The 18,963-nt window shown below is 68.4% G+C and carries 12 protein-coding genes; 7 read left to right on the top strand and 5 right to left on the bottom strand.

What is annotated here, in order from left to right; translation table 11 throughout:
• Positions 1 to 138 precede the first annotated feature (138 nt).
• Both FZP69_RS01805 and FZP69_RS01800 read left to right on the top strand, forming a co-directional pair.
• Complete coding sequence (locus FZP69_RS01805; RefSeq protein WP_152039683.1) at positions 139 to 1,530, top strand: FAD-binding oxidoreductase; 1,392 nt, start codon at positions 139 to 141, stop codon at positions 1,528 to 1,530.
• A 96-nt stretch (positions 1,531 to 1,626) separates the two neighbouring features.
• Positions 1,627 to 1,857 carry a DUF7860 family protein gene (locus tag FZP69_RS01800; protein WP_152039682.1) on the top strand — a complete coding sequence of 77 codons (231 nt, stop codon included), beginning with the start codon at positions 1,627 to 1,629 and terminating at the stop codon, positions 1,855 to 1,857.
• A gap of 22 nt (positions 1,858 to 1,879) precedes the next feature.
• Here the strand turns inward: FZP69_RS01800 and FZP69_RS01795 are convergent, their stop codons facing one another.
• Complete coding sequence (locus FZP69_RS01795; RefSeq protein WP_321168812.1) at positions 1,880 to 6,349, bottom strand: carbohydrate-binding domain-containing protein; 4,470 nt, start codon at positions 6,347 to 6,349, stop codon at positions 1,880 to 1,882.
• 1,288 nt (positions 6,350 to 7,637) lie between these two features.
• Here FZP69_RS01795 and FZP69_RS01790 point away from each other — a divergent pair.
• Together FZP69_RS01790 and FZP69_RS22950 are read left to right on the top strand one after the other, a co-directional pair.
• The gene (locus tag FZP69_RS01790) at positions 7,638 to 8,273 is read left to right on the top strand and encodes a uracil-DNA glycosylase (RefSeq protein ID WP_204959887.1); all 636 of its coding nucleotides are present in this window, start codon (positions 7,638 to 7,640) and stop codon (positions 8,271 to 8,273) included.
• Positions 8,274 to 8,535: 262 nt separating this feature from the next.
• A complete protein-coding gene (locus FZP69_RS22950; protein WP_152039680.1) occupies positions 8,536 to 9,324 on the top strand; it encodes a response regulator in 789 nt (262 codons plus the stop codon).
• 110 nt (positions 9,325 to 9,434) lie between these two features.
• Here the strand turns inward: FZP69_RS22950 and FZP69_RS01780 are convergent, their stop codons facing one another.
• The gene (locus FZP69_RS01780; protein WP_152039679.1) at positions 9,435 to 10,445 is read right to left on the bottom strand and encodes a hypothetical protein; all 1,011 of its coding nucleotides are present in this window, start codon (positions 10,443 to 10,445) and stop codon (positions 9,435 to 9,437) included.
• 300 nt (positions 10,446 to 10,745) lie between these two features.
• Here FZP69_RS01780 and FZP69_RS01775 point away from each other — a divergent pair, with 300 nt between their 5' ends.
• A complete protein-coding gene (locus tag FZP69_RS01775; RefSeq protein ID WP_152039678.1) occupies positions 10,746 to 10,940 on the top strand; it encodes a DUF1328 domain-containing protein in 195 nt (64 codons plus the stop codon).
• A 246-nt stretch (positions 10,941 to 11,186) separates the two neighbouring features.
• Here the strand turns inward: FZP69_RS01775 and FZP69_RS01770 are convergent, their stop codons facing one another.
• Together FZP69_RS01770 and FZP69_RS01765 are read right to left on the bottom strand one after the other, a co-directional pair.
• Complete coding sequence (locus FZP69_RS01770) at positions 11,187 to 11,690, bottom strand: hypothetical protein (protein ID WP_152039677.1); 504 nt, start codon at positions 11,688 to 11,690, stop codon at positions 11,187 to 11,189.
• 168 nt (positions 11,691 to 11,858) lie between these two features.
• Complete coding sequence (locus FZP69_RS01765; protein ID WP_152039676.1) at positions 11,859 to 13,361, bottom strand: winged helix-turn-helix transcriptional regulator; 1,503 nt, start codon at positions 13,359 to 13,361, stop codon at positions 11,859 to 11,861.
• Positions 13,362 to 13,522: 161 nt separating this feature from the next.
• Here FZP69_RS01765 and FZP69_RS01760 point away from each other — a divergent pair, with 161 nt between their 5' ends.
• Together FZP69_RS01760 and FZP69_RS01755 are read left to right on the top strand one after the other, a co-directional pair.
• Positions 13,523 to 15,916 carry a sugar-transfer associated ATP-grasp domain-containing protein gene (locus tag FZP69_RS01760; RefSeq protein ID WP_152039675.1) on the top strand — a complete coding sequence of 798 codons (2,394 nt, stop codon included), beginning with the start codon at positions 13,523 to 13,525 and terminating at the stop codon, positions 15,914 to 15,916.
• The gene (locus FZP69_RS01755) at positions 15,913 to 17,385 is read left to right on the top strand and encodes a hypothetical protein (protein ID WP_152039674.1); all 1,473 of its coding nucleotides are present in this window, start codon (positions 15,913 to 15,915) and stop codon (positions 17,383 to 17,385) included. Before FZP69_RS01760 ends, FZP69_RS01755 begins: the two co-directional genes overlap by 4 nt.
• Positions 17,386 to 17,538: 153 nt before the next feature.
• Here the strand turns inward: FZP69_RS01755 and FZP69_RS01750 are convergent, their stop codons facing one another.
• Positions 17,539 to 18,885, bottom strand: coding sequence for an FAD-dependent oxidoreductase (locus FZP69_RS01750; RefSeq protein WP_152039673.1), 1,347 nt, complete (start codon positions 18,883 to 18,885; stop codon positions 17,539 to 17,541).
• Positions 18,886 to 18,963 lie beyond the last annotated feature (78 nt).

The raw sequence follows: 18,963 nt of genomic DNA, 5'->3' as shown, positions 1-18,963 counted from the left end.
CAGAACTCGATGCAGAGAACGTCGAGCGCGCTGATCGATCGTCGAACGTCGAACGTCGACAAAAACGACGCCAGTACCGGCGGTCAACGCTTTTGCTTACTGATCCCGTCCGTCGAAACCGAATCACGGCCGGACAGCATGACGACCACTGATCACCCCGACGACGCGTACCGAGCACTCGGTGAGCGACTTCGCGGTGCGCTGCTCCGTCCCGGTGACGACGGGTACGACGACGCCCGGACGGTGTGGAACGCGCGGATCGACCGCGAACCGGCGGCCATCGCCCGGTGTACCGGTGTCGCCGACGTCGTCGCCGCCGTGGACGTCGCTCGGGAGCACGACCTGCGTCTCGCGGTGAAAAGTGGCGGTCACCACGTCTCCGGGGCGGCGGTCTGTGACGACGGGCTGGTGATCGACCTCGGACCGATGGACGGGATCCGGGTCGACCCCGAGACGAAGACGGCTCGCGTCGAGGCGGGGGCGACCTGGGGCGACGTCGACCACGAGACACAGGCGTTCGGCCTCGCGGTTCCCGGCGGACAGGACCCGAACATCGGCGTCGCCGGACTGACGCTCGGCGGCGGCGTGGGCTGGCTCTCGCGGAAGTACGGCCTCACGAGCGACAACCTCCTGTCGGCCGACGTCGTCACGGCCGAGGGCGAGTTGGTCCACGCGAGCGCCGAGAGCCACCCGGATCTGTTCTGGGCACTCCGTGGCGGCGGTGGGAACTTCGGCGTCGTCACCTCGTTCGAGTTCCAGCTCCACGCGGTCGGCCCGGAGGTCTTCGCCGGATCGCTCATCTACCCTGCCGGGGAAACCCGCGAAGTCGCCCGGTACTACCGGGAGTTCGTGGCCGACGCACCGCCCGAGGCGCGACTCCTATTCGGGAGCATGCACCTCCCCGCGAAGCCGTACTTCCCCGAGGCGATACACGACACTCGTGTCGCCATCATCGTCGCCTTCTACGCCGGGCCACCCGCGGAAGGCGAAGAGGTGCTCGCGTCACTCCGGGCACGGGGCGACCCCCTCATGGACAGCCTGCGCGGACGTCCCTACGCGGCGTTCCAGCGGGCCGGCGACAGCCAGGGTTCGCGACGAACCGACCTGCGGAGCCAGTACCTGGCGACGCTGTCCGATCCCGCGATCGACACGCTCGTCGCGTACGCCGAGGACGCTCCGTCTCCGGGAGCGACGGTGTTCGTCTCGCCCCGTGGCGGTGCGGAGACCGAGCCACCGTCGGACGCGACCGCGTACGCCCACCGGGACGCCGCCCACCACCTGTTGATCGAGGCACGGTGGGACGCGTCCGAGCGAGACGACGAACACCTCACGTGGGTGCGCGCGTTCCACGACGCGATGGCGCCGTACACGACCGGCGACGTGGCGATGAACTTCCTGACCGACGACGAGGGCCGAGAGCGAGTCAGGGCCGCCTACGGCGACAACTACAACCGGCTCGCCGAGATCAAAGCCGCGTGGGACCCGGAGAACCTCTTCCGCGGGAACCAGAACGTCGAGCCGACCGGGTGAACGGTCTCTCCCATGGAAACGACGACCACGGTGATGCGGGCGAACGGCCCCTCTCACCGAAAAAGCCTATATCGCCCGCCGAGAGACGCATTGCCGATGCCAGGAAGATACGGAGACATCGACTACCCGCGCGTCACGAAGCTCGGGATGCTCGCGGGCGCGACGCTGTTCGTCGTCGGCCTGCTCGGTGAACTCGTCGCCCCCGTAGTGTTCGGCCCGCTCCCCGCGTGGGAACACACGCTCTTTTTCGACCTGGAGGCGTTCGGCGTCGTGCTCCTCTTGCTGGTGCCGTTCGTCTTCGGGATCGCACTGCCGCTGACGGAGTGAGCGTCCGGGAGCGAGGACGCGACTACGGGACCGAGACGCTCGAACGCGACGTCCGCGCTGCCAGCGTCGCTCCCGTCGGTGCGGACGTGCCCCGTGAATCGGACGCTGCTCCGGGCGTGAGCGGGCCGACGTCGGTCGTGACAGTGGGCGCGAGCGTGGCGGTCCCGAAGGCGTCCGGAGCGTCGATTCTCGTGTCCGGTTCGATCGACGATCGAACCGCGCTCGTCCCCTCTGCTCCCTCGACGACGAGACGATCGACGTTGATCGGTGGCCCAATCCACTCGATCCGGATGGTGTGTTCGCCACCCTCTTCGATCGTGAACTCACCGACCTCGACCTCGGCGAAGTTGTACCACCCGCCCGTGTTTTTCGCCACGCTCCCGATCTCTCGGCCGTCGACCGACGCCGTCAGTTCGCCGTTCCGCTCGCTCGCGACCGTCAGCGACAGTCGGTACGTCCCCGGCTCGGCGTCGACGGTGTACTCGACCCACTCGCCGGGTTCGACGTAACCGATCGACCCGTCGCCCGTCCCGCCCAGCGACGGTGACTCGATGTCGACCCCGACCTCGGGGCGGAACCCGCTGTCGTCACGGCGTGCAGCCTCGTCGTCGTGGTACGCGACGTCCTCGCCGCCGGTGTCGAAGTGCGACGCGTCGATCTCGCCCGGAAGGGTGGGAGCGGTTCCATCGTAGGGCTGTTGAGCCGGATCGGTTCCACTCTCTTCGACGACGAGGCTGTCGAGGTTGAGGAACGGTCCGGTCGATTCGATCCGGATGACGTGCTCGCCGCCCTCCTCGATCGTGAACTCGCCGGCCTCGACCTCGGCGAAGTTGTACCATCCGCCCGTGTTTTTCGTGACCGCCCCGATCTCGCGACCGTCGATCGACGCCGTCAGTTCGCCGTCCCGCTCACTGGCGACGGCGAGGGCGAGCCGATACGTGCCTGGTTCGGCGTCGACGGTGTACTCGACCCACTCGCCCTCCTCGGCGTAGCCGATCGACCCGTCGCCCGTCCCGCCCAGCGACGGCGACTCGATGTCGACCCCGACCTCGGGGCGGAACCCGCTGTCGTCCCGCCGTGCAGCCTCGTCGTCGTGGTACGCGACGCCCTCGCCGCCGGTGTCGAAGTGCGACGCGTCGATCTCGCCCGGAAGCGCGGGAGCCGTCCCGCCGTAGGCCTGCTGAGTCGGGGTGGAGTCGGCCTCCTCGACGACGAGGCTGTCGAGGTTGAGGAACGGTCCGGTCGATTCGATCCGGATGACGTGCTCGCCGCCCTCCTCGATCGTGAACTCGCCGGTCTCGACCTCGGCGAAGTTGTACCATCCACCCGTGTTTTTCGCCACGCTTCCGATCTCTCGGCCGTCGATCGACGCCGTCAGTTCGCCGTTCCGCTCGCTCGCGACCGCCAGCGACAGTCGGTACGTGCCTGGTTCGGCGTCGACGGTGTACTCGACCCACTCGCCCTCCTCGGCGTAACCGATCGACCCGTCGCCCGTCCCACCCAGCGACGGAGACTCGATGTCGACCCCGACCTCGGGGCGGAACCCGCTGTCGTCACGGCGTTCGGGTTCATCGTCGTGGTACGCGACGCCCTCGCCGCCGGTGTCGAAGTGCGACGCGTCGATCTCGCCCGGAAGTGCGGGAGCCGTCCCGTCGTAGGGCTGTTGAGTCGAGGTGGAGTCGGCCTCCTCGACGACGAGGCTGTCGAGGTTGAGGAACGGTCCGGTCGATTCGATCCGGATAGTGTACTCGCCACCCTCTTCGATCGTGAACTCGCCGGCCTCGACCTCGGCGAAATTGTACCATCCGCCCGTGTTTTTCGTGACCGCCCCGATCTCTCGGCCGTCGATCGACGCCGTCAGTTCGCCGTCCCGCTTGCTCGCGACGGCGAGGGCGAGCCGATACGTCCCCGGCTCGGCGTCGACCGTGTACTCGACCCACTCGCTCTCCTCGGCGTAACCGATCGACCCGTCGCCCGTCCCACCCAGCGACGGCGACTCGATGTCGACCCCGACCTCGGGGCGGAACCCGCTGTCGTCACGGCGTGCAGCCTCGTCGTCGTGGTACGCGACACCCTCGCCGCCGGTGTCGAAGTGTGACGCGTCGATCTCACCCGGAAGGGTGGGAGCCGTCCCGCCGTAGGCCTGCTGAGTCGGGGTGGAGTCGGCCTCCTCGACGACGAGACTGTCGTAGTTGATCGGGCCCTCGGTCGATTCGATCCGGATGACGTGCTCGCCGCCCTCCTCGATCGTGAACTCGCCGGCCTCGACCTCGGCGAAGTTGTACCATCCGCCCGTGTTTTTCGTGACCGCCCCGATCTCGCGACCGTCGACGGACACGGTGAGTTTACCGTCCCGCTTGCTCGCGACCGCCAGCGACAGCCGATACGTCCCCGGCTCGGCGTCGACGGTGTACTCGACCCACTCGCCGGGTTCGACGTAGCCGATCGACCCGTCGCCCGTGCCACCCAGCGACGGCGACTCGATGTCGACCCCGACGTCGGATCTGAACCCGCTGTCGTCACGGCGTTCGGGTTCGTCGTCGTGGTACGCGACGCCCTCGCCGCCGGTGTCGAAGTGCGACGCGTCGATCTCGCCTGGAAGTGCGGGAGCCGTCCCGCCGTAGGCCTGCTGAGTCGGGGTGGAGTCGGCCTCCTCGACGACGAGACTGTCGTAGTTGATCGGGCCCTCGGTCGATTCGATCCGGATGGTGTGCTTGCCGCCCTCCTCGATCGTGAACTCGCCGACATCGACCTCGGCGAAGTTGTACCATCCGCCCGTGTTTTTCGTGACCGCCCCGATCTCGCGACCGTCGACGGACACGGTGAGTTTACCGTCCCGCTTGCTCGCGACGGCGAGGGCGAGCCGATACGTGCCTGGTTCGGCGTCGACGGTGTACTCGACCCACTCGCCGGGTTCGACGTAACCGATCGACCCGTCGCCCGTCCCGCCCAGCGACGGTGACTCGATGTCGACCCCGACCTCGGGGCGGAACCCGCTGTCGTCACGGCGTGCTGGTTCGTCGTCGTGGTACGCGACGCCCTCGCCGCCGGTGTCGAAGTGCGACGCGTCGATCTCGCCCGGAAGTGCGGGAGCGGTTCCATCGTACGGTTGCTGGTCGTCCGTCGCGTTCCCGAGCGGGGCGACCACACCGAAGTCGGAGCCGCTGACGTTGGCGCCCACCCGGTTCAGCGCGACGTCGAGCCGGTCTTCTTCGCCGACCGGCTCCCAGCTACCGTCGGCGTACCGCCACAGTCGCAGGCTCTCCTCGTCGACGCCGACGGTGTCCGAGTCGGCGTACTGGACCGTGAGGTCCGCCCACGAGTCGACGCTCGTGCCGTTCACCACGACGTACGCGCCGACGCCGGCGATCCCCGCTGGGAGCCGTGGTGGGTCGGCCGCCTCCCGGATCGCGACGTCGCGGCTGTCGAACGAGAGCGTCGGGCCGACTGTCAGATTCGTCACCGTGTTGTTCGTCGACGCGCTCGCGGAGTAGTAGTCCCACTCGGCGTTCCCGACAGCGGTGTTGTTCGCCAGTCGATTGTCCGTCGCGCCGACGAGGACGATGCCGCGGTCGTTCCCCGTCACCGTGTTGTTGCGGACCGTCGTTCGACTGGCCCGGTCGATCTCGATCCCGACCGTCGATCCCGACGCGTCGTTGCCGACGATCCGGTTGTCGAACGTCTCGGTCCCGGCGACGCGCACTGTGGCGTCGTTACCGCGGATCGTGTTGTTTCGAGCGTTGTTGGAGAGGACGATCTCGTCGGCCGTGTTTCCGACGAGCGTGTTGTTGTCCGGGAAGATCTCTTCGCCCACCACCCAGTTGAGTTTGATACTCTCCGCCGTCGAGTTTCGAATCGTGTTGTTCGGTGACGAGACGAGAGTGATGCTCCCTGCGGTGACGTTTTCGACCGTGTTGCCGGACCCTCGGAACCAAACGCTCCCCGACCGGCTGTCAGAGCTCACGGTGACGTCGCGGAGCGTGCTGTTCGCCGCACCGGCGGTCAGCTGATGGACGCGGCTTTCGGCCAGAGTGATATTCGTTCCCCTGAGTCGTACCGAGACAGCACTAGAGCCTTCGTACCGGACTCCGGACGTGATTGTATTGTTTACCGCGGAAGCATTCGAGCGAAGATCAAGCGACGATAACTGTGAGTTGGTGATGCTCGAGTTAGTCCCGCCGAGGCTAACCCAATTGCTCGTGATGTTCCGTAGGGTATTGTTGGAGCCACTAGCGCTGAGCCGGTGCCCGTATCCATCCGGATTGAGGCCTTGTCCGATGACCGAGTCCGTGATACGGGATGAACGCAAATCACCGCTGAGTCCTGTCGGGAGGTAACTGTCCGTAATAGTGTGATTGGTTCCGCTTATCGACGACCCGGTAAACGTCCGGACGACCGTGTTGTTCACGAAGGTGTGGTCGTTCCCTGCAATTACGAACCCGCTTCCCTCTGCTTGGTTCGGGTCTGCCCTCGTGGGGTTGCCACCGAACATGTAGTTGTCCACGATTCGGTGGTCGGTCCCCCGGATGTACGTGGTTCGTCGGCCACCTCTGCGACTGTATCGGTTCTCTGCGACGTCGATGGTGTTGTCAACGATGACGGCGTTAGTCCCATTGACGCCGATCGGACTCCGGAATGGGGTCACGCCCATATCCAGTTCGTTCCGACGGAACACGACATTGTCGGCTTCGAGGTCGGTTCCAGCCGACTCGAGGACGCTGTCCTGCACGGTCACGTCGTCGGCACCGACCACGCGCAAGGCAGCGTACTCCGAGGCGGAGAGTTCCAGCAGTACGTCCGAGACGTTCCGGAAGTCGACTCCGCGCTCCCACGTGCGCAGGTGGATGTTGCGGACGGTGACGTTCGATACCCCGTCTGCCCTGATCGCGGTCCCACCAGTCAAGATAGTGGCGTACGTTCCCCGGATGCTGATATTGCCGCTCAGTTCGTGCCCGTTTCCGTCTATGACGACGTCGTCCGCCGTGATTTCGAGACAGGTCACCTCGTCCTCGGGCGCGGCGTCGACCGTGATGTCCGACGTGAGCGTGTAGTAGCCGGGCGTGTCGATTTCGGTACACTCGCTGATCTCCGATCCGTCTACCTGGGTCGCAGTCGGTGCGGGCCCGGTCGTGGCGTCAGTCGATTCCATTGCCGTACGCGTCGTCGCTGTCCCCGTGTCGGGGCGTGGGGTGCCCGTCGTATCCGACCGAACCGTGTCGTCGGCGTCCCGCGTGGTCGGCAGCTCGGCGTGGACCGGGGCAGCCCCGGCTACGACGAGCGAGACCACCAGCGCGAGGACGATTCCCTGCCGATAAAATCTCATATCTGATGATATTCTCCGAGTGGTCGCTTCGGATGGGTGACCGTCCAGCCGTATGTGAGTTGGGCGTCACTTATACCCTATGAAATAATACGTATCAGGTTATTCCGGGAGTTCGATCGGTCGCGGCCGGCGGCGGGTCGACGCGGTGTCACGGCCGCTCGGGGACACGACGCGGGTCGACGACAAGAGCTACACCCGTCGTGGCATCATCGACACACATGACCGACCCACACGGAGACATCGACTGCGTCCGGACGACGAAACACGGCACGCTCCTCGGCGCGATGCGTCTCGTCGGGATGCGTGACGAGACTGGCGGATCGGTTCGTCTCGGGCCGCTCCCGGCGTGGGAACACTCCTCTCGCGTTCGACCGGAAGGCGCTCGACGTCGTGCTACCGCCCGCTGTGCCGTCCGTGTTAGACATCGCACTCCCATCGACGGAGTAACCGTTCGACCGTGACCGACGACGACCTGTTCCCCGAACGCGAGACGCGGAACGTTCTCCTCCCCGACTGTCGGCGCTGTCCGGCGCTCGTCGACTCTCGGGCGTGCATCTCGTGGGGGACCGGCCCCACCGGCGCACCCGTGATGGTCGTCGGGGAGGCACCGGGGGCGGGCGATCCCGACGCCGAGCGGTGGCGGGGTGGCAATCACACCGGGATGGCGTACACGACGCGCCACTCGGGACGTCGCATCAGGGGACTGTTCGCCCGCCTCGGCTACGACCCGTACTACACCAACGCCGTGAAGTGCTTCCCCGAGGGAGCGGACGGGTCGAACCGTGAACCCACCGGTGACGAACGACGGAACTGTCGAGAGCACCTCGAACGGGAACTCTCGCTCGTCGATCCCGACGTCGTCGTCGCGACGGGAAGGCACGCGACGGCGACCATGCTCGCGTTCGAGGGACGCGAGCTGGAAGGGTTCGTCGAGCGCATCCTCGAGCCGGAGGAACTCCCATCGCTCGGGATTTCCCTGCTCCCGGTTCTACATCCCTCGTACCAGGACGTGTGGGTCGCGCGACTCGGCTACGACGACGGAGCGTACGAGGCCGCAGTCGGCGAGGCGCTCGGGACGCTGGTGGGCAACTGAGTGCGGTCGGCCCGTTCGTTCGAACACGTACGCGCTCCCGAGCCGATCGGACCGGGTAGCGTCCGGCAGTCACGGGGCTCGACCCGTCGATCCGCGCCGCCCGTGCCGACCCCGTCGACAGCACTGCCCCGGTCGCCGTTCCGACCGTCGGCTCCAGCGTCTGTCGTCGCGACGCCGGAGGAGCCCGAAGCGTGATCGATTCAGTCACGAGTGATAGCCAGTGTAGATTTACTCGTCAGTCTCGACGTAATCAGGGATAGGCGTGACTGGGAGCACCGAGGACGAGATACGGGTACTCTGTGTCGACGACGACAGGTCGTTCCTCGACGTGACGGCGGCGTATCTCGAACACGACGGGCGGTTCAGCGTCCGCACCGAGACCGACACGGAGGCGGCGCTCTCGGTCCTCGCCGACCGGCCGATCGACGCCGTCGTCAGTGATTACCAGATGCCGGAGATGGACGGGCTGACGTTCCTCGAGCGCGTTCGCGAGTCGGATCCCGACCTCCCGTTCATCCTCTTCACGGGGAAGGGGAGCGAGTCGATCGCGAGCAGCGCCATCACGGCGGGCGTGACGGACTACCTCCAGAAGCGCGGGCCCGAACAGTACGACCTGCTGGCCAACCGGGTGGTGAACGCGGTCGAGAGCGTCCGGAGTCGACGCGAGGTCGAGCGCGAGCGCCGCATCCGCGAGTGGATCCTCGAGGCGACGCCGGTCGGCATCGTCGGCCACGACGCCGCGGGCGACGTGATCTTCCGGAACGACCGGGCGACCGAGATCCTCGCGGCACCGACCGACGAACTCGACGGCCGGGCGTATCCGGAGGCGAGCTGGGAGCTGCTGACGGAGGCGGGCGATCCGGTGACGGAACCTGATCTGCCGTACCGCCGGGTCGTCGACACCGCGTCTCGCCTCGAAGGTGAACGCTACCTCCTCCGAACGGCTGGCGGCACCGAACAGCGGCTGGTCGTGTACGGCTCGCCGCTGTGGGGTGAAGACGGGACGGTCGAAGGGGCCGTGATCGCGTTCTACCTCGACGACGGGATCTGACGACGGGACGACGCGGGGTGCCGTCGCGGTCCAGGGGCGTCATCGAGTGGCCAAAGCGGGGAAGTCGAGAAGTCGGACACGACTAGAGGTCGAACGAGACCGAACGCGGTTCAGAAGAACGTGTGCGCCTCTTTGCCGTACTCTTCGGGCGCGACGTCGACCACGCCCTCGTCGTGCAGCGAGGTGAAGAAGGTCGCGTCGCTCCAGTAGTACTCGTCGAACACCGAGCGGGCGGTGACGTTCAGCAGCGGGGGCAGGGCCGGGTCGTCGCGTTCGAGGAACAGCGCGACGTTGAAACTGTTCAGCCCGACGGAGGCGTAGTACTGGAGGACGTTCACGAGTCCCTGGACGAAGTCGTGGGCGACGTCGCCGCGGGGGTCCGGGACGCCCGAGTGGATCTGTGCGGCCACACCGACGAGGTGACGGTGGTGTTTCGGGGCGAACGGGGCGAGCCAGTGGACGTTGCCGATCTCCGCGACGTATCGGTCGCCGCCGCGCTCGTCGAGCGCGAGTTCCGACCAGTACACCTCGTCGTGTTCCTCGTAGAAGGCGCGGGCGGCGTCGGCGACGCGGCGCTGTTCGTTCGTCCCGCGGCCGTCGACGAGCGTCTGCATGTGCGGGTGGATGAGGCTCGACCCCGCCGGGCGGAGGTAGTTCATGTTCACCGAGGCGTACCGGGCGTCGTCGTCGTGGTCGAAGACGTCGCGGACGTACTGCAGCGCCGCGCAGAGGCCGTCGGCGAACTGGTCGGTGGTGAACTCGTCGATGGGGACGTAGTGGTCCTCGGTGAGCGCGACCACGTTCGAGTGCGCGCCGTAGGGGTTCAGGTTCGGAAACGACGTCGCCTCGCCCGCCTTCCCGCGGTCGGGCCCGACCCAGTCGGGGTACGTCGGTGTCGCCTCCTCGACCGTCCCCGGGCAGAAGAAACAGCCCTCGCTGTCGAGGACCTCGTCGGCGATCTCGGGCGAGTCGGGCACGAGGAAGTTGTCCGTGACGACTCGTGCGGTTCGACCCGTCAGCGGATCGACCCTGACCTCGGTCTCGACGGTCGTCTGTTCGAAGTCCTCCAGCGGGCTGTAGAACGTCGCCTCCTGGCTCTCGCGTTCGAATTCGATTGACATGAACGACGGTTGGACGGGTCGGGTGAAAAGCGTAGCCCTGCGAGCAACCCGGTCGACGGGACGACGCGTCACTTACGCCGTCGCTGTCGGGGAGTTACGGTCGGAGCACGCCGGGAGAAGGGGTAGTGTGCAAGCAGAAGGGCCTGGGTCGTGACCGGTGTTCGTACGAGTGATGCAACCGAGACGAACGACATCGAGCAGTCGTACCGAGCACGTGAACCGACACGACGAGAGATGGGCGACCGAGCGACAGCGCAGGCGGGCGCGGAGAGACGAAACGGAGCCACGGCGGGGTGAGAGATGACGCCGACCGGTGTCGGACTGGTGCCCTTGCAGTTCTCGGGCGACTTCCTCGGCTGGGCCATCACGTTCTTCATCGTCGCGGTGATCGCCGCCATCGCGGGGTTCCGTGGCATCGCCGGGATCACTATGAGCATCGCCAAGATACTCGTCGTCGTGTTCCTCGTCCTGGCGGTCGTCTCGCTCCTCCTGTAGCCGGGACGAGACCGTACCGCGTTTTTCCGCCGACAGTCGTCCTCAACGGGCCACGCCACGTCGCCGAAACGGCGGAGAGCGATCTGGGTCGGCCCAGAGAGAGCGTCGAACCGTGAGCGTGGCGGGCGGACGTGGACGGGAACACCGGCTGCTCGCTCGGCGTCGTCACTCGGTCATGGGACGGGCGTCGGAGAATATCGCGCCTGGCGACGTCGACCAGGTGGTCGACGGATCGGCTGCTCGCCGTCAGTTCGCCGTGGCGTCCTCGGCCGGGGCCGTGGGCCGGTCACCGTCTGGGATCTGGCCGTCACTGTCGGCGTCGACGTCCCGTCGTGACGAGCTGTCGGCGTCGTCGGCCTCGTCGGCGTCGTCCGGTTCGTCGTCGGTAGCCGTCTCGTCCGTGTCGCCGGCGGTTCCCGACGACGATTCGGTCTCCGCGCTACCGTCGTCCTCACTCCCGCGACGCCGGACGACGGCGTACGCGGCACCGCCGAGGGCACCGGCGAGCAGGAGGAGCCGGACAGTACTCGAGTCACGGGACCCCGCGTCGTCGTCCGCGTCGGTCGCAGTCGACTCCTCCGAGTCGGAGGTCGCACCCGACCCGTCGTCCGCCTCCGGCCGGTCGGCCGTTCGGTCCGCGTCGTGTTCCGCCAGCGCCTCTCTCACGGCCTCCTTCACCGGCTGTTTGATCGTTCGCTCGACGAACGCCGTCGTTCGGGTCGGCTGTGGGTCCGCTTGGCTGTCACTCATCGTGTGTCTCGAGTAGGGACACGCGAGGCCAGAGGGTTGTGCTTGCACCTGCGTCCGCGATCGGTGACGGGGTCGGTGCCGCGAATCGTCGTCAGATCGGGCGCATCACCCGGTTCGAACACCCGCTCACGGTCCGGGAAGCGAGCGCCGCGTCCAGTGACGAACCGCTCAGTCGTCGGCTGCGGACCGCTCGGCGTCGGTCTGCTCGGCCCCGGCGAACGGTCCTCGTGTGAGCACCGTCTCGGCTCCCGGCGTGAGGCGGTTGATCATCGCCTGGCCGTCTCGCTCCCGCTCGACGAGGCCGTCCTCCTCCAGTCGAGAGAGGTGGTGTGAGACCGTGCTCGGGTCGCGGTCGACCCGGTCGGCGAGTCCGGAGACGCTGTCGGGCGACTCCGTGAGCGCACCGAGGATCGCACGGGTCGACTCGTGCTCCAGCGCGACGTCGAGCGCGTCGGGCGACGTCCCGACGGGGTAGAATCGCCGTTTGCCACGCACCTTCTCGGAGGTGATCAGCCCCTCGCGTTCGAGGATCTTCAGGTGGTAGCGGACCGTGCCGAGCGAGGCGTCGACGGCCGGCGCGTCGTCGAGCGCCGAGAGGTACGTACCCGGCTCGGCCCGAAGGTGGTCGTACAGCTCCGCCCGGGTGTCGTGCTCCAGCGGTTCGTCGCCGGCCCACTTCGTGTAGCCGGCCGCGCCGAGGAGCCGGCCGTACCAGTCGGCGAGCGTCGTGTGCACCCGGTGGACGAGGTCCGAGGCCGCGGAGACGACCAGCTGTGCGAACCCACGTGGTGTCGTGGTCGCGGCCGTCGAGGCGACGTTCGTCGCCGCGGCGGTCCCACTGGTCGACCCCGAGAGAAGGACGCGATGTGCGACCGCGCCGGCGGCGAGCGCGCCCGCACCGACCGCGACGCCCGCACCGGCCGACGGGCCGAATCCGGTGGGGGAGTCCGAATCCATACTCGAGTCGGCGTCCGACTCCGAACCCGAGTCCGACGACGGATCGGCGTCGCCCGCTCCATCCGCACCCGCCGCGATGTCGTTCGACGTCTCCGTCTCCTCGGCCTCGTCGGCGTCCTCAGCATCGTCCGCGTCCTCGGCCTCTCCCTCTGTCGTCTCTGTCTCTTCCGACGTCTCGCTCTCACCGTCGTCTTCGGATGTCTCGGTCTCGGGTTCGGTCTCCTCCGAAGCCGTCTCCGTCTCCTCCGACGTCTCGGTCTCCGTCTCCTCCGACGTCTCGGTCTCGGGTTCGGTCTCCTCCGACGCCTCAGTCTCCGTCTCGGTCTCCTCCGACGCCTCAGTCTCCGTCTCGGTCTCCTCCGACGCCTCAGTCTCCGTCTCGGTCTCCTCCGACGCCTCAGTCTCCGTCTCGGTCTCCTCCGAACCAGTCGGCGTCGCGGATCCATCCGACGAATCGCCGTCCGACGTCGTCTCCGAGTCCGAGTCCGAATCCGAATCCGAGTCAGGCGTCGCGGTCGGCGTCGGTGTCGCGGTCGGGGTGGGAGTCGGCGTCGCGGTCGACCCATCCTCTTCCTGGGCGGAGAACGTGGGGTGGTCGGTCTCCGACGAAACCGTGTCGTCGGCGGAGTCGACCGGGGAGTCGGCCGCGACGACCGCGAGACCGGGCGTGGAGAGGAGGAACGCCACGACCAGGAGGACAGGCAGTGCGCGCATGGGGACTACTCACCGCCGGGTTGGAGTCTGTCGTATAATGTGTTCCGGATGTCGGGTTCGGAGACAGTCGGCCGGGCCGAGGTGCTCCAAGGGGTGGCCACCCCCCACCCTTTGGACGCGTTTGCGAGAGACCCCTTTTTATCTCGGGCGGACGCTCGAGTATGGCCCACGACGACGGTGGACGAACCGAGTACAGCCCCACACGGGACGCAGAGACGGACGACGGCGAAGCGGAGACCGACGGCGGCGAAGCGGAGACGGACGACGGCGAGTGGCTGACCGCCGCACGCGGGTGGCTCGACCGGCAGGTGGAGACGTTCGGCCCGCTCGCTGCCCTCGCGGCGTTCCTCACCGCAGCGGGTGTGTTGATCGGACAGACGGTCGGTCTCACGACGGCGCTCGACGGCTCGCGGATCTTCTTCCAGATCGTCCTCGCGGGAGCCGTGATGGCCGTGCTCAGGAACGAGGTCGGTCTCCGGACGTACGGCCTGTTCGCGCCGGTCGTCATCGCGTTCATCATGCTCGGTGCCGGTCCGTTCTGGGGCCTGGTCCTGTTCGTGAACGTGCTGGTGGTGACGCTGGTGAGCCATCGCGCGCTCGACCCGCTGAAACTCGGGACGGCTCCACGGGTGGCCGTGCTGCTGTCGGTCGCCGGCATTGCGACCGCGCTGGCGTTCGCGGCCGCCGGGCAGGGTCTGCTGCCGGCGTTCGACGGCTCCGGCTCGGTGTTCTTCCCGACGATCATCAGCGCATGGTACGCCGACCGGGCGGCCACGGAGGTCGAAGAACGTGGCTGGACCGTCCCGGCGAAACGCCTGCTGGGAACGCTCGTGGCGGTCGTGCTCGCGTACGCAGTCATCGCCAACGAGGCGCTCGTCGACTGGTTCGTCACGACGCCGGTCGCGTGGGGCGTCACCCTCCTGGCGGTCGCGTACCTCGGCTCGCGCCCCAGCTTCCGGCTCTCCGAGTACCGTCGCTTCGGCGGCCACTTCGACGGGTCGCTCGGGCCGCTGTCGGTCGCGGCGACGCGGTGCCGCCTCCGCGCCGGTCGGCTCACCCGCAGCCTCGCCCGGCTGGCCGGGCGCGAGGTGGACGAGCCCGAGATATCGGCATCGGAGGTGCTCGGGATGAAGCGTCGCAACAGGTACATCGAGACGTACAACCCGCCTCACCTCCGCCCCGCGGCCGACGAGAAGGCACACGTCAACCGCCGGCTCACGGGCGTCGGTGTCGACTCCCCGCGGACGTACGCGGTCGTCGACGACACCGCCGATCTCGACGCCGTACGCCGTGTGGTCGAGGAGCGAGACGAGTTCGTGATCAAGCCGAGCAAGGGGTACGGCGGCGAGGGCATCGTGGTCGTCTCCGGGTGCGACGGCGACAGCTACGACACGTCGCAGGGGTCGATGACCGCACGGGAGCTCGTCGACCACGCCAGACGCATCGTCGACGGTCAGTACAGCGGCCTCGAATCCGAGGGGAAAGCGATCGTCGAGGAGAAGCTCCGCCCTGCGGAGTTCATGCGCGACCTCCACGGCGACGGCGTCGCCGACGTCCGGGTCATCGTCTTCCAGGGCTACCCGGTGATGGCGATGACGCGCCTGCCGACGGAAGAGTCGGGCGGGGCTGCCAACCTCCACCTCGGCGCGGTCGGCGTCGGCCTCTCGGTCGCCGACGGGACGCCGCTTGGCGCGTACCAGCAGTCGCGGGATCGCGACCTCGACGCCCATCCGGACACGGGCGCGTCGTTGACCGACTTCCGGATGCCGAACTGGGACGCGGTGCTCGAGACGGCAGTCGAGGCGGCCGCGGTCTCCGGCCTCGGCTACACCGGCGTCGATGTCGTGCTCGGGGAAGGGAACGTGCCGAAGGTGCTCGAGGTGAACGTCCGGCCGGGGCTGGGCATCCAGAACACGACCGGCCACGGGCTGTTCCGTCGGCTGGCGTTCGTCGAGTCGCTCCCGCCGGAGTACGAGTACCTCCCGGCCGACCGCAAACTCACACTCGCCCGCGAGTGGGACGCTGCCGGCTACACCGACGACGTACTCCCGGACGAGGTCCCGGAGATGAACGATACGCGGACCACAGACGAGAGAGCGGTCGACGAGTCGACGGCGGCCGAGCCGACGGCGGACGAACCGGAGACGGGCGCGACGCACACGGCGACCGCCGAGTCGAGAGAACCGGCCGACGAAACGGGGACGACGTCGACCGGGGCGACAAAGACGGCCGCCACCCAGTCGGCCGAGGCGACGGCGGACACGACGGACGAACCAAGCGACGCCGAGAGTGCTGCCGCGGTCGACGCCGGGGTCGACGTCGGAGGCGACGCGGACTGGAGCGCCGACGGATCCCGGTCGCGCACCGACGTTCTCGGCAGCCGACTGCGGACGCTCGGCGGCGGCCTCACGAGCGGCGTGTGCCTCGTGGGGGCGCTGGTGGGCGGGTTCCCCGTGCTCACCGTCCTGTTCGTCCTCGTCGCCGTCGGCTTCGTCGGCGGGCTCTGTTGTGAGGCGTTCGGCCGCGGCGGTGTCCTGGGGGGTGACCGCGAATGATCGCTCGGCTCCGCGACGTGGCGAGCGAAACCGTCGGCGGAGACGCTCGGGAGACGCTGCTCGTCGGCGGGCTGGCACTGCTGGCCGTGACGTCCGCGATCCCGCTCCCCGCGAGCGCGGCAGCGACCGACGAGACGTCGGCAGCAGGGGGCGTAGACCCCGCCACGACGGCGAACCGCACGACCGGTGCGCTGACGTTCGACCACACGTTCGAGCGGCTGCCCGATCGACCGGGAGACGTGCGCGTGACGGTCGAGACGACCGCGCCCGAGCACGTCACGAGCGTCGCGATCCAGGTGCCCGAGAACGCGACGGTCGTCGAGACGGACGGCTACGAGCGGACCGGCGACGACGGCGAGACGGCGTGGATCTGGGACCGCTCGGACGCCGACACCGACCGGCCGACGGTCAGCTACGTCGTGAACGTCGACCGGACCGACGACGGGACGCGCGAGGCGGCGAGCACCGGCGAGTGGGCGCTGTTCAACTGGCGGACGGCGGACGTCGAGTGGCGGTACGAACGGGTAGATGACACCCCCGAACCGGTGGTCGTCGAGCGCGGCCACGCCGCCGGCGAGGGGGTCGTCGGTCCCGGCTACGCGTACCTCGGCCCGTCCGAAACCTACTCGCGGACGGTCGACGGCGAGACGATCAGGCTGGTCGTCCCGCAGGCGACGGAGATGGCGGAGTCGCCGCGGGCCGTGCTCGCCGCGCTCGCGACGGCCTCGGACGACCTGCGAGTCGGCGCGCGCAACGAGCGACTGACCGTCTTCGTCGCCCCCGACCCCATCGACGCGTCGGGACGGCTCTCCCGCGCCGAGGTCGACGGGCGGCAGGACGTGTACGTCGCCGCCGACGAGCCGCTCGACACGCCCGACAACGCGTGGTTCCACGAGTACGTCCACAGCCGGCAGTCGTACGAGACCGCACCGGGCATGGCGTGGTTCGACGACGCCAGTGCGGAGTACTACGCCGCGTGGCTCGCGTACGAGGGTGGCCACGTCTCCCGGGAGGCGTTCTACGACCATGTCCGGACCGACGAGGAGCGCGACGCCGTGCTGGCCGAGACGGAGAGCGTCGACGACGACGCGAGCTACTTCAAGGGAATGCGGGTGCTCGCCGCGCTCGACGCCGAGATCCGCGAGGCGAGCGACGGCGACCGGACCCTGCGTGCGGTCGTCGCGGCGATGAACGCCCACGACCGCGAAGTCGACCGGACGGCGTTCGCGAGCTTCGTCGCGGACGCCGCCGGTGACCCGCACGACGAGTGGCTGGCGACGTACGTCGGGACGTCGCAGGCACCGCCGGTCCCCGACTACCTCCCCGGGGCGCGGGAGACGGCGGTCGACGACGGCGTCCGGGCGATGGGCGACGACGTCGGGGCGGCACCGCTGACCGCCCAGCTCCTCTTCGTCGGAGGGGTCGTCCTCGCGGTCTGGACGCTCCGCTCGCGGTTCGGTTCCGGCTGACGGGAGCCCGCGATACACTTCGGCCCTCCACCGACCACGCTTCGAGCCGCTCCACACCGTCCACTTCGGTCCACCATCCCCACCGACGACCGGACGTGAAAGCCGCTCCCCGCGCCCTCCCGGCCCTCCCGGCCCGCGGGACTCGCGGTCGCGTCACCCGACGTTCCCGTCGAGCACCTTCGCGGCGGTCAACACGGGATCCCACACCGGACTGTACGGCGGTGCGTACGCGAGGTCGTAGTACGACAGTTGCTCCGCAGTGGCTCCCTCGTGGAGTGCCACGGCGACGGTGTCGATCCGCTTCGCGACGCCCTCGCGACCGACCATCGTCGCCCCGAGGACGCGCCCCGTGTCGCGGTCGCCGAGCAGCGTTATCGTGAGCTCCTCCGCGCCGGGGTAGTAGTGCGCTCGCGACGACGCCGTGATCGTGACCGACACGGGGTCGAACCCCGCCTCGCGGGCGCGCTCCTCGTCGATCACGCCCGTCCGCGCCGCCGTCAGGTCGAACGCCTTCACGACGGCCGTGCCCGCGATGTCGCCCACGGGCGTCTCGTCACCGGCCATCGTCTGTCCGATGGCGCGGCCTGCCCGGTTCGCCGTGAGCGCGAGCGGGACGTGGTCGGGCTCGCCCGTGACGACGTGGCGCGCCTCGGCGCAGTCGCCCGCCGCGAACACCCCTGACCGAGAGGTCCGCCCGTACGCGTCGGTCGCGATGGCACCCGTCTCACCCAGTTCGATACCGGCGGACTCGGCGAGGTCCGTGTTCGGCGCGACGCCGACGCCGACGAGCGCGAGGTCGGCGTCGAACACCCTGTCGCCGACGTCGACGCCCGCGACGCGGTCGTCGCCGACGAACCGCTCGACCGCGGTGTTCAGGTGGAGGTCGACGCCCTGCTCGCGGAGGTGTTCCTCGACGTGGTCGGCGACCGTCTCGCCGAACGGGGCCATGACGTGCGGGAGCATCTCGAAGAGGTGGACCTCGACGTCGTGTGCGTGGAAGGCCTCGGCCATCTCGATCCCGACGTAGCCGCCGCCGACGACCGCCACCGACTCCGGCTCCGCTGACGCGAGGTAGTCGCGGACGGCGTCGGCCTCGGGCAGCGAGTGCATCGTGAACACGCCGTCGAGGTCCATCCCGTCGAACGGTGGCACGACGGCGTGCGCGCCCGTCGCGACGAGCAACTGGTCGTACGACTGTGTGGTCCGGCCGTCTGGGCCCTCGACGACGACCGCGTGTTCCTCCGGATCGATCCCCACGACCTCGTGGTGGAGTCGCAGGTCGATGCCGCGCTCCTCGACGAACGCCTCGGGCGTGATCGTGACGAGGTCGTCGAGCGAGTCGACCGCACCCTTCACGAAGTACGGCATCCCGCAGGCGGCGTACGAGACGTACGCGCCCTTCTCGAAGACGATCACCTCGCGCTCGGGCCGCTCGCGTTTGAGCTTGCTGGCCGCGCTCATCCCCGCGGCGTCGCCACCGACGATGACGATCGGGTCCATACGTGACTGTACTCGTCGGTTCGGCAAATAGATTGTGACGAGTATACAATATCGAGGAGACAGGAAACACTGGAGAGT

The sequence above is a fragment of the Salinigranum salinum genome (assembly GCF_009176545.1).
Lineage (GTDB): Archaea > Halobacteriota > Halobacteria > Halobacteriales > Haloferacaceae > Salinigranum > Salinigranum salinum.
The sequence above is the reverse complement of the archived record's forward strand: the minus strand, read 5'-3'. Positions and strand labels throughout refer to the sequence as shown.

What these genes read in the sequence shown, in the direction of transcription:
- FZP69_RS01805 (WP_152039683.1), top strand. Translation starts at nt 139, where the DNA reads ATGACGACCACTGATCACCCCGACGACGCGTACCGAGCACTCGGTGAG.
- FZP69_RS01800 (WP_152039682.1), top strand. Translation starts at nt 1,627, where the DNA reads ATGCCAGGAAGATACGGAGACATCGACTACCCGCGCGTCACGAAGCTC.
- FZP69_RS01795 (WP_321168812.1), bottom strand. Translation starts at nt 6,349, where the DNA reads ATGTTCGGTGGCAACCCCACGAGGGCAGACCCGAACCAAGCAGAGGGA.
- FZP69_RS01780 (WP_152039679.1), bottom strand. Translation starts at nt 10,445, where the DNA reads ATGTCAATCGAATTCGAACGCGAGAGCCAGGAGGCGACGTTCTACAGC.
- FZP69_RS01775 (WP_152039678.1), top strand. Translation starts at nt 10,746, where the DNA reads ATGACGCCGACCGGTGTCGGACTGGTGCCCTTGCAGTTCTCGGGCGAC.
- FZP69_RS01770 (WP_152039677.1), bottom strand. Translation starts at nt 11,690, where the DNA reads ATGAGTGACAGCCAAGCGGACCCACAGCCGACCCGAACGACGGCGTTC.
- FZP69_RS01765 (WP_152039676.1), bottom strand. Translation starts at nt 13,361, where the DNA reads ATGCGCGCACTGCCTGTCCTCCTGGTCGTGGCGTTCCTCCTCTCCACG.
- FZP69_RS01760 (WP_152039675.1), top strand. Translation starts at nt 13,523, where the DNA reads ATGGCCCACGACGACGGTGGACGAACCGAGTACAGCCCCACACGGGAC.
- FZP69_RS01755 (WP_152039674.1), top strand. Translation starts at nt 15,913, where the DNA reads ATGATCGCTCGGCTCCGCGACGTGGCGAGCGAAACCGTCGGCGGAGAC.
- FZP69_RS01750 (WP_152039673.1), bottom strand. Translation starts at nt 18,885, where the DNA reads ATGGACCCGATCGTCATCGTCGGTGGCGACGCCGCGGGGATGAGCGCG.